Consider the following 9,222-nt stretch of genomic DNA (forward strand, 5'->3'; position numbering starts at 1 on the left):
CCCCCTTCCCAGATTTCAGTTTGAATCTGAGCCCAATATTCAGTCGAGTTTTTTGGGGTTCCAGGGAAAAAAGGATTTGCAAATCAGAGGTGTGGTGTGCCTGGAAAGTGTCGCACAGGGTCTGCACTGGTCAAGGTTTTGACAGTGTAAGGATTACGGGATGTTACGGCGACGGGCCGACTGATCTTTGGACACATCGTTCCTTTCTGTTGCTCCAGTCTTAGCCGTCAAGGCCTTGACTGGAGTGGGTTATAACGCGATCGCCTAAGCTAAGTCAAGCTGGACTAGGGTCTGGTTCCGTTGGTTCCTTTGGCCTTTCGATTGAGTAAAGCAGGACTAAGCGGCCGCCATCGACGGGTACCATGGAGTGGAACTTACCCTTGTCCTGAGCCATCGCATCCAGCGATTGATTGATTGATGCCTCTAGCTTGCGGCTATCGGCCTGGCCTGGAATAACACGCGCGGCCATGGCTTTGTGCTCACGGTCAGGCTTATCTGGTTTGTTTGGATTAGGCATTGGCTGGTGCTCCATTGGTAATTGGTTGGAGCCGAGCATAACAGAAAAGGCCCCGCTCCTTAAGGAGCGAAGCCCGAGCACTGAACAAGTAACCAAATCAAACGCTACCTAGGTCAATTACCGTGTTATCGACACCGAACCTTATCGTATGGGTACGAAACTCGATTCCGTCATAAACCTCGATTTTCGTCGGTGTCTGCGTAACCTTTACTCGACCCGACTTGACCTTTACTTCAGCCATTTTCTCCCGAGCAAGTCGCTCAAGCTCCACTGGATCCACTGCTTGACCAATTGGAACTTCGGCAAGCAAAAACTGCTCGAACTTCGGTTTACGGTTACGGCCGAATATTCCGGTTACTTGTAAATGAAACTGAATATATTCCATCGGTTTATGCTCCAATCCGCTGCAGCGAGGATAAGGCCGTGTCCAGCGAAGCCCTGTAAATGACCTTGACTCCGGCTTCTTTTAATTTGGCTTCGGCCTTGCGCAGCCGCTTAGGGCTTGCCGATAATTGACCGACTCCAGCGACTAGGATAACGGTAATCCTGCGCTCAATAATAATGGCAAGGTAATCGTCATGGGCAAGCAAGTCAGTGTCAGTTACGGCTACGCTATGGTTAGGGAGCGCTCCCTTGACAAGGGAATATTTTGTGTCGATCCAAGAAGCGCCTATTAAATTGAGCGCCTTATCGAAGCATGGAGCGTAATTGATCGAAAGCTTGCCATCGACATATGAGTAAACCGGCTTCGTTAGTTCCATGTTATTGTTCCTCCGAAGTTAGTTCGAACAAGGGCTTGCCATCGGCCCTGCAGACGTTCAAGCAGAAGCCATCGCCATGAGCCAAGTCATCCACATAAAAATCCTTGACCTTGCCCTTGAGCCAATTGTTCTTAATAAACCAGCGAAGCAGGGCCTCATCAGACATCGAGGCAAGCTTGGAGCGCGTCCTAATTGTGTCGCTCCCTGTAAAGTCATTGAACTCATAACCTTCGTCCTCATTACCCCAAGCGTCAATAAACCGAAGTCGATAAGTTCTCATGTCGGCTCCTTAGTTCTTGGGTAATTGAGAAGTTTTACGGCGCTTGCCTTTACGATCGTAACGGCTGCTGAAAGCGTAACCGTCCTGCATAAGCTCCGTTTGAGTTACCCAAGTATCGTCGGAGTCAATAAAAGCGTGCTGGTTATGCTTATCGATCCAGACTTCGCAGCCGCTTAGGAGCAGCCTGCGCTCCGAGTCAAGCTGCTTATCGTTATGATTGGCTTCGTACCAGCGAAGGATCCTGCTCGATTCCATGTCGACTTCTTCGATGGCTCCAGCGCCCACAATAAAATCCAGCGCAAGCAGCGCTAGCCCACGGTCAAGCATAAGATTAAAATCAGTCAAGTTATCGTTATCCCGCCACTGCTCAAGGTACGAAGCGACTTCGCTTTCGTCTGCAATTAGGCGCTCCGGTACGGCTCGGGCTTCGGATACTAATGAGCGAAAGTCATGGTTTGTTACCCAATTGGATGGGTAACTGAAGTAAAAGATAATGCTTTTAAAACCGTCCCTGACTGCTCTCTCAACTGCGTTATCGATATCGCGCTCGGAGTCGACGATCTGATGAACTCCAGCAAAGGCAAGCGTACCGAAGGATTTTGCGTTACGGATAAGTACTTTCATATCAGTGCTCCAGTTTGTGAGCGGCTCAAGCGCCGTTATCAAAGTTCTTATCGGTCATTTTGTTTCATACTTAAGTCTGGCTGTATTCGTGAATGGTATGAATGACTTAGGTATGCCTATTGAATTGACGCACCCATAACATGTTGATTTGGCTGAGTGGCGCTGTATTGTTTCAGCTATTAAGGGGTATTGAGGCCTAAGTTGTTGTAATGGCTCATGTATTAGTGTTGGTTATGGATTGGTTGGATTTGGATAAGTTTGGATTATGGATTGGGTAAGTCAGGATGGGTGCATCTGATTTGGATGGAGCGGAATGGCTGAGTGAGAGAGAGAGTGTGGACTAACCCTGCCTTGAGAGGAAGGATTGTGTAATGAAAATGGCAAAAAGGTCAATGATATCAACATGCACAGGGTATGCATCGAGAGCTCTGTTTCAACCATAGCGCTATAGCGAAGGAAACAGGCCCAATAGAATCAACTGGTTAGAGCGGTAAGATTTGATCTGAAATGGCTAACCTAGCGAAATGATTGGAGAGCGGCTGCTCTAGTCCCCCAGCCATAGCGAAATGCCCCCAACCCATTGATATTATTAGGGGGAGGGTGGACCCCCCCGGGTTCGAACGTTGTACTATCCACACCATTTCCCAATTTTTTTCCAACACCCCAACCGTGCTTTACCGTGCTTTTGACGCATCCCCCATCTATATGATCCCCACCCAACCAAAAACCAGACCATCCCTCATATGCATCTCACTGTCGTTCGATTCCTGAGAGATAGCTGAAAACAATCGGCCAGAGAGACGTCATTAGCCTGGCCTTCACCAAAACCTTGCTCAATTCACCAGGCATGCTAAAACCAAGCGGAAACGCAATACATCGGAGCCCAACACAGGAGCAGTCATGCCCATAGTCAAACTGGAGTTGAGCGAAGAAAAGCTAGCCACCTTTGAAGCCTTCTGCACAAAGCTGGGCCTTTCCCGTAAGGACATGATTAACGAAGCGCTGACGCTCTTGTTCATTTTTGCTGAGGAGATAGACGAAGGCGGATCGCTTCCAACCGTCAGCCGTGAGCACGATGGCGAGGCTCGTGCGATCGTCACTCCGGGACTTGCGGCTTATGAAAAGAGAGTAAAGGGAGAGGCATGAACCCAGCACATAATAAGCCCATGAACGACTTCACCGCATATTCCGTTGGCATCTGCTACGCATCCATCTGCACCTCGCTTCCCATCCATGAGGCAGAGGACCGAATGAATATCGCCTATCCAACCGGCATCGCATCCATGTGGGCACTCGCAGATGACAAGGCTTTCCGCACAGGGGCTCCAAACCCTAGCCCATGTCCTGATCATCCTCATACGCATAAACACTATTTACTCAGCTGCTAAGGGGAAGCCATGAAACACTATTTCGTATCCTACGCATCGAGCCGAGGCTTTGGCCGAACCGGCATCACTGTTCCCGAAGGTGCGACTCTCTACATCAAAGGCATCGAAGTGGAGCTGGCCAGGGAAGCTGGCGAGCCATGGATTTGCGTCCTTTACTTCACTGAGACGACGAGGGAGATCTGCGAAGGCCTTGTCGATCGAGGCGAATTCAAAGCAATCTGGACTGCCGAACCTCCAGTCGAGGCGCAGCTATGAGCCTGCCTTTCATGATTACCTACGACACTCTACTTGTCCCGATCGTCTGGCTTGAGCATCCCCCTTCTGCTGAAGACATCGCGGAGATCAGGGAGTACGGTAATGAGCATGGATGGACATCGATCGCGATCAGATGGCTTGAGGTGGTGTCATGAGCCAGACCATCGAGGAAGGCGTCAAAGAACAGCTTCAGATTTCCATGCAGAAGGTGGAGCTGCGAGTGGGCGAGATGCCGGCAGAGTTCAGGGCAATGGTCATGGGCTGCATGGAATCCGATGATCTTCTGATGATGTCGGTGCTCGGTCTTACCCTTGAAGTCTGCCTTGTCGCGAATTCCTATGAAGCGCTTTCTGACTTCAAAAGATGGCTCCTCCAAGAAAGAGTCAAGTGGGATCGCTACAGAAGCCAAATAGAACCAGAGGAGCAGCCATGAACAGAGACGAAGGGCTTCAGGAAATCGACGAGGCTCAGTGGGAAAAAGACGACTATAAAACCCTGAATCTCTATGTCCACACCAGGGATGATAGGAAGGTTCACGCATGGATGCTGCTTCGGCCGCCTTATTGCGATCGTGGGCACATTCAGCTTTGCATCGATGGGCCTTTGAACCTTGATGGGCATGACTCTTTCCCTCGCTACTTCTTCTCTTTCGAGGAAGCCGACACTCACTGCCGGACGTTTCTAAAATGGCGGCTTTGGCAGCATCGAACCCATAACCCGGCTATTGATGACCTTCAAAGGGAGACGCCATGAACATTCACGAAACCGTCAGAAAACAAGCCCTGGCCTGCAGCGAAACGCAGACTTTCATTCACATGATGGCCGAGAAATATGGCGGCAAGGACACCATGAAGGCCGTCTCCATTCTCCTTGGGATGTGGATCAAGAACACGCCGGCTCCCGAGGCGACAAGGCTCATGGTCCAGACTTGGATGGACTTGGCCCCTACCCAGAAGGATGTCGACGAGTTCAGGGCAAAGGAAGAAAGGGGGGAGCAGCCATGAAAGATGAAAACATTCGCTTCGTATCAATGGAACTCGATGGTGAATTGCTCGCCAAATCCTTGGGTGGCCTGCTTGATCTGGCCGTTGCCATTGAAGAGAAGGCCGACATTAAAGACACTATCTACCGCGGCCCTCATCCCCATTTCGTCATAATCGCTCTATCGATGACCCTTAAATCGCTTGTCGATCACGGTATGTACAGCGAGAAAGATATGAACGCGATCATCGATGAAGTCCGCATCAACCTGAGCGCCAAGGGGCCTACCAGGGTTCCGTCATGAGGCTGACTTGTTTCCACTGCAGGAAAACCGTGTCCACCGAGGTTCCAGACGACACAGTGGTACGTGCAATTTGCGTTTGCCCTGGATGCGTGATGAAGGATCCCCCAGCCTGGGCCACGCACTACGCGAAGGTCACGACACAGACCGATGGGAAATGTGGCTATTGGTATCAGCTCGATCAGTGTGAGGAGATCCCGAAATGAACTCGCTCGAACGGCTGAAAGAACTGGCTCAGGAGTTTGATCGCGATGAAGGCGGCATAGGCTTTCTGGAAATTTGCGACGTGATGGATGGATTGAAGAAACTCCTGGACGTGGTCGAGGCGACAGACGAATTGTGTCGCAATTTTTCTATGGTGACTACGAATTATGATAATCCCGATGGCAGTCCTCCTGTCCTACTGAAGTACACCACGTCGCGCCCTGAAGATGTAAAGAGAGTCATGCTGCTGCTCAATGAATTGGGTTATCGGCATCAAGTTTCGAATATGAGAACGCTCCAGGCTTTGGATGAGTAACCGAAATGAACTCGCTTGACGTCCTTAAAGAACTGCTCCAGGAGTTTGATAACGAGGTTCTTCAATTCCAGGAGATCGATGCCGTTAAGGATGCGCTGAGAAAAGTGCTGGACGTGGTCGAAGCGGCTATTCGTCTCAGGCACGCCTATCATGGGAATGCTTCCACTACGCTGTTTGAGGAATTCGATGCTTTTAGCGATGCATTGGACGAGGTGACGAAATGAACATTGAAGAACTGCGTGGACGTATCGAGCGAATCATCGAAGAGGACGGCGAACGGTGGGAAACAGCGCCGGTTTATCTGCGAGCTGGCTTTGTTCATCGACTCCTGGACGTGGTCGATGCTTCCGAAGAACGGGCTTATTGTGAGAGCCCGAACTACAGAGAAAACTGGACGCCAGTCGATTGTGGGACTTGTTCTGGCTGTATTCTGCGCAAAAGGCTCGCTGAACTTGAGGAAACGAAATGAACACGCTCGACAGGCTGAAAGAACTGGAATCGAAGGCAACGCCGGGGCCATGGGATCATGATATTAATGGGCATCTGTTCCAATTTAAAAAACCCGGACACGAAGGCGATATTGTTTGGGTGGACACGTTTAACGATGCAAGCCTGATAGTGGAAATGAGAGAAACACTCCCCAAAATCCTGGCCTTGGTCGATGCGTTCAAAGTGTTGGATTTGAGATGCGAAGTCGAGGATGTGATGGTAGATGAGCCGCCTTGCGGGGATTGCGAAATCTGCAGGGTGAATGCTCTCATGGATCAGTTGTAGCGTGCAGGAAAGTCGCCCAATAAACAATTGTTTTTCGATAGCGAGTTGATCCATGCCTTTCTGTGAAGTGTGCAAAGAGCACTATTTTGAGATCAATGGCTTTGGCGAAAAGCGCCAGCATAAGTGCGATCCAATCTTTGAGTGCTCTGAAAACGGCGATGTAAGCTGGGCCGAGGTCCGTGCCGTGAATTATCAGCATGCAGCGGAAAAGATTGCCGAGCAGTGGGACGATTACGACGCTGAAGGGCCTTCGGATCGAACGATTAGTGTAAGAAAACAGGGTGAGACTGAAGTTAAAAAGTTCCACGTTACGGCTGAGATTTCGACCGTCTATTCGGCTGAAGAGGATGAGTCGTAGCGTGCAGAAAAGTCGATCAATAAACAATTTGTTTTATGATAGCGAGGTGATCCGATTGAGTAACCGCAGTTTTCTTAAATGGGTGAATAATAGCCAGCTTTTGATGGCAAGCTATCACAACCCAGCCTCATACACTTGGCGCTGGGCAATATACTGGCACAAGAACAGCACGAGTAGCGACGTTTGGCCTAAGAGGCTATGGCCAACTTTCCGGCGTTGGTCGGGAACGTCTGGGTCGGGATTTATGATCATTGGCTTGCCCTTATGGTTGGGCGAACTTCACTTTTGTTGGCAGCAACATTGCTGGCGAAAGGTCGAGTCATAGCGCGCTAGCCGAGTGATCAAAATAGAAAGTGTTTAACGATCGGATGAGGTTAAAAATGATTGATTTGCCTGCTATTCAAGAATGCAAACTCACGCTTTCCAACACCGAGCTTTGCGAGATTCTGAAAGCCTTTTATAAATTCGTAAAGGCGGACAAAACCGCTGATAATTCGGCCATGGCTGACTTCAACGAAGTCCTTGGAAAATTCAACCTTCACTATGGCTTGGGCGTTATCCCAGAGACCGGGGAGGTCGTTTCTAATATCACTGAAGTGCGCCCTAGCGCGGCGCTTTTGAGTTGATCAATGAGGTTGATTGAGGTGAACAGTGAGCGAATCTGATACAAGGGGCGTTCTTCAGGAACTAATCGCGGAAGTTGAGAAAAAGAACAGCTGGGGAAAGAACGAATTGATCAACCTCATTGCCAGGCTTTGCGCTCGGGCGCTCGACCGAAAGGCCGCGCCGTGCCCGCACGAGAAGACATGGAAAGCGGCAGACGGCACGGTATTTTGTGATCAGTGCAGCCAGCCGGTTGGACTGTGGAAATCATGATGCTATAATCCCCCAAAAAGGAGCGAAAAATGATAGTAACCACAAAGCTTGACCTGCCTGACCTCATTCACATCGTCGCAGCCCTTCGCTTTTATGCGGGCAAGGTAGGGGAGTACGGCGGCGCAGTGGACTCTGAGAAGTTTCGTGCCATTGCTGACCGTGTTGTTGAGGAGGTTCGGCTGAATGCGGGTCAGACGATTGGCTAAAGGACTCTAATGAGGTGAGAAATGGAAATAGCAAAACAGCCGCGAGATGATGCACCGTTTGAGATTCGAAAGGCCTACCATGAGCTGCCAAACATACGAAAGTGGGGGCCTGGGCCTTGGGCTGATGAGCCGAACAAAGAGCTTTGGAAGTCACACGGTTTCGACTGCCTCATCAATCGCAATCACATGGGAGCGTGGTGCGGGTATGTCGGGGTTCCGAAAGGCCATCCCTACTATGGAAAGAGCTATCGGGAGTTGGAGGATGCGGATATTTATCCTGATTGCCACGGCGGCATCACGTATTCCGAATTTTGCCAGGGCGAGATATGCCATCCAACTGATGAGCACGCGGAACCAGTTTACTGGTTTGGCTTTGACTGCGCTCATGCATGGGACCTCGTTCCTTCAATGGAAGCCTTCAGAAAGTATGATCCGACTTGGCCAAAGTTTCCTGGGAGATCCGAGGATAAATATCGGGATATCAGCTTCGTAAAGGCCGAGGTGGAAAGGCTCGCAAAGCAATTGGCTGAGATATAGCGCACCATGGAGGTGAAACGTGGAGCTGCTCGCAAACACGCAATTGATAAATGCGCTATTGATCTTCCTATCGAATTTCACATGGTTTGTGATCTGGCTTCATCAGCGCCGTACGATAAAGTATTATCGCGAAAAGTGGATGAACGAGAGAGACCGGCATGCTGGAACCATTGAGACGGCTATGAAAGCGAGTATGCACCATGAGAGTCTCAAGCAGTTCCAGGAGAAGGTGATGAGATGAGCGGAAATATCGGCGGACAAATAATAAACGAAATGCTTGAGGAATTGCTCGGTAAGAAAGCCCGTTTTGGCGAGCGGCTTATAGAAGAAGGGGTAGTGTTCTCAGCGACGATTTCGAACCTCAGAAAGTACGATGGTTGGGATCTTCGCATCAGCATAGGCCCGCCTGGTGCTTTTGATGACAAAGGAGCTGAGGATGACTGACGATTGGATGTGTTTCCGCACCTTTCCTTTCTCTGGACGATACCTCCCTGTTCCTCTATAATTGCCGGTGATCCAGCAGAATTCGAGACGGGTTATGGGTCTTTCACGATACGAAAGAGCGAACACTGAAAGTCCTTGGTGTTCATAGAAACGAAGGCAGCGTGGCACCGAAGATCAAGTGAGAGAGGTGTCCTGAGAGTTGATGATGATCCGGCCTCTACGGTATGCGTGCTTTGGCCTAGCGGGAAGCGCATATAACTGAGGTGACTCATCAGCTTTCAAAATAGTGATAGAGGTGATCGCCTTGCTGGATGGGTTCTCTATCAAAGATTAGCGTAAGTGCCTTGTGTGAACGTCTTAAGTGGACCATAGTCCGACCCTTCGCTGCCAAAGCCTTCAG

Annotated in this window: 20 protein-coding genes; 15 read left to right on the plus strand and 5 right to left on the minus strand. The window is 50.0% G+C overall.

Annotation, left to right across the window (positions count from 1 at the left end; translation table 11 throughout):
* Positions 1-274: 274 nt before the first annotated feature.
* The 5 genes from VE954_RS43290 to VE954_RS43310 all read right to left on the minus strand — a co-directional run bounded on the left by VE954_RS43290 (position 275) and on the right by VE954_RS43310 (position 2,182).
* The gene (locus VE954_RS43290) at positions 275-517 is read right to left on the minus strand and encodes a hypothetical protein (RefSeq protein WP_324965006.1); all 243 of its coding nucleotides are present in this window, start codon (positions 515-517) and stop codon (positions 275-277) included.
* 97 nt (positions 518-614) lie between these two features.
* The gene (locus VE954_RS43295) at positions 615-902 is read right to left on the minus strand and encodes a hypothetical protein (RefSeq protein ID WP_324965008.1); all 288 of its coding nucleotides are present in this window, start codon (positions 900-902) and stop codon (positions 615-617) included.
* 4 nt (positions 903-906) lie between these two features.
* A complete protein-coding gene (locus tag VE954_RS43300; RefSeq protein WP_324965009.1) occupies positions 907-1,278 on the minus strand; it encodes a hypothetical protein in 372 nt (123 codons plus the stop codon).
* 1 nt (position 1,279) lies between these two features.
* Positions 1,280-1,558: a hypothetical protein gene (locus tag VE954_RS43305; RefSeq protein ID WP_324965011.1), complete on the minus strand. Its 279-nt coding sequence runs from the start codon at positions 1,556-1,558 to the stop codon at positions 1,280-1,282.
* A 9-nt stretch (positions 1,559-1,567) separates the two neighbouring features.
* Positions 1,568-2,182: a hypothetical protein gene (locus VE954_RS43310; RefSeq protein ID WP_324965013.1), complete on the minus strand. Its 615-nt coding sequence runs from the start codon at positions 2,180-2,182 to the stop codon at positions 1,568-1,570.
* A gap of 900 nt (positions 2,183-3,082) precedes the next feature.
* Here VE954_RS43310 and VE954_RS43315 point away from each other — a divergent pair.
* From VE954_RS43315 to VE954_RS43385, 15 genes are all read left to right on the plus strand, one after another.
* Positions 3,083-3,328 (plus strand): hypothetical protein, encoded by a 246-nt coding sequence (locus VE954_RS43315; protein ID WP_324965015.1) that lies wholly within the window; start codon positions 3,083-3,085, stop codon positions 3,326-3,328.
* Between the two features lie 251 nt (positions 3,329-3,579).
* The gene (locus VE954_RS43320) at positions 3,580-3,825 is read left to right on the plus strand and encodes a hypothetical protein (RefSeq protein WP_324965017.1); all 246 of its coding nucleotides are present in this window, start codon (positions 3,580-3,582) and stop codon (positions 3,823-3,825) included.
* A gap of 151 nt (positions 3,826-3,976) precedes the next feature.
* Entirely contained in the window at positions 3,977-4,258 is a 282-nt protein-coding gene (locus tag VE954_RS43325) for a hypothetical protein (RefSeq protein WP_324965019.1), read from the plus strand.
* Positions 4,255-4,578: a hypothetical protein gene (locus VE954_RS43330; RefSeq protein ID WP_324965021.1), complete on the plus strand. Its 324-nt coding sequence runs from the start codon at positions 4,255-4,257 to the stop codon at positions 4,576-4,578. Before VE954_RS43325 ends, VE954_RS43330 begins: the two co-directional genes overlap by 4 nt.
* Entirely contained in the window at positions 4,575-4,829 is a 255-nt protein-coding gene (locus VE954_RS43335; protein WP_324965023.1) for a hypothetical protein, read from the plus strand. Before VE954_RS43330 ends, VE954_RS43335 begins: the two co-directional genes overlap by 4 nt.
* Positions 4,826-5,110 (plus strand): hypothetical protein, encoded by a 285-nt coding sequence (locus VE954_RS43340; RefSeq protein ID WP_324965025.1) that lies wholly within the window; start codon positions 4,826-4,828, stop codon positions 5,108-5,110. Before VE954_RS43335 ends, VE954_RS43340 begins: the two co-directional genes overlap by 4 nt.
* A gap of 199 nt (positions 5,111-5,309) precedes the next feature.
* Positions 5,310-5,627, plus strand: coding sequence for a hypothetical protein (locus VE954_RS43345; protein ID WP_324965027.1), 318 nt, complete (start codon positions 5,310-5,312; stop codon positions 5,625-5,627).
* Positions 5,628-5,632: 5 nt separating this feature from the next.
* Positions 5,633-5,851, plus strand: a complete 219-nt coding sequence (locus VE954_RS43350) for a hypothetical protein (protein WP_324965029.1) — start codon at positions 5,633-5,635, stop codon at positions 5,849-5,851.
* Entirely contained in the window at positions 5,848-6,096 is a 249-nt protein-coding gene (locus VE954_RS43355) for a hypothetical protein (RefSeq protein ID WP_324965031.1), read from the plus strand. The genes VE954_RS43350 and VE954_RS43355 overlap by 4 nt, the downstream gene beginning before the upstream one ends.
* Entirely contained in the window at positions 6,093-6,401 is a 309-nt protein-coding gene (locus tag VE954_RS43360) for a hypothetical protein (RefSeq protein WP_324965033.1), read from the plus strand. Before VE954_RS43355 ends, VE954_RS43360 begins: the two co-directional genes overlap by 4 nt.
* A 52-nt stretch (positions 6,402-6,453) precedes the next feature.
* On the plus strand, positions 6,454-6,759 hold the full coding sequence (locus tag VE954_RS43365; protein ID WP_324965036.1) for a hypothetical protein: 306 nt from the start codon (positions 6,454-6,456) through the stop codon (positions 6,757-6,759).
* A 380-nt stretch (positions 6,760-7,139) separates the two neighbouring features.
* Positions 7,140-7,385 carry a hypothetical protein gene (locus VE954_RS43370; protein WP_324965038.1) on the plus strand — a complete coding sequence of 82 codons (246 nt, stop codon included), beginning with the start codon at positions 7,140-7,142 and terminating at the stop codon, positions 7,383-7,385.
* A 279-nt stretch (positions 7,386-7,664) separates the two neighbouring features.
* Entirely contained in the window at positions 7,665-7,841 is a 177-nt protein-coding gene (locus tag VE954_RS43375) for a hypothetical protein (RefSeq protein WP_324965040.1), read from the plus strand.
* A gap of 21 nt (positions 7,842-7,862) precedes the next feature.
* Positions 7,863-8,378: a hypothetical protein gene (locus tag VE954_RS43380; RefSeq protein ID WP_324965042.1), complete on the plus strand. Its 516-nt coding sequence runs from the start codon at positions 7,863-7,865 to the stop codon at positions 8,376-8,378.
* Positions 8,379-8,615: 237 nt separating this feature from the next.
* Positions 8,616-8,822 (plus strand): hypothetical protein, encoded by a 207-nt coding sequence (locus tag VE954_RS43385; RefSeq protein ID WP_324965044.1) that lies wholly within the window; start codon positions 8,616-8,618, stop codon positions 8,820-8,822.
* Positions 8,823-9,222: the final 400 nt, after the last annotated feature.

The organism is Oligoflexus sp. (genome assembly GCF_035638955.1).
GTDB lineage: Bacteria > Bdellovibrionota_B > Oligoflexia > Oligoflexales > Oligoflexaceae > Oligoflexus.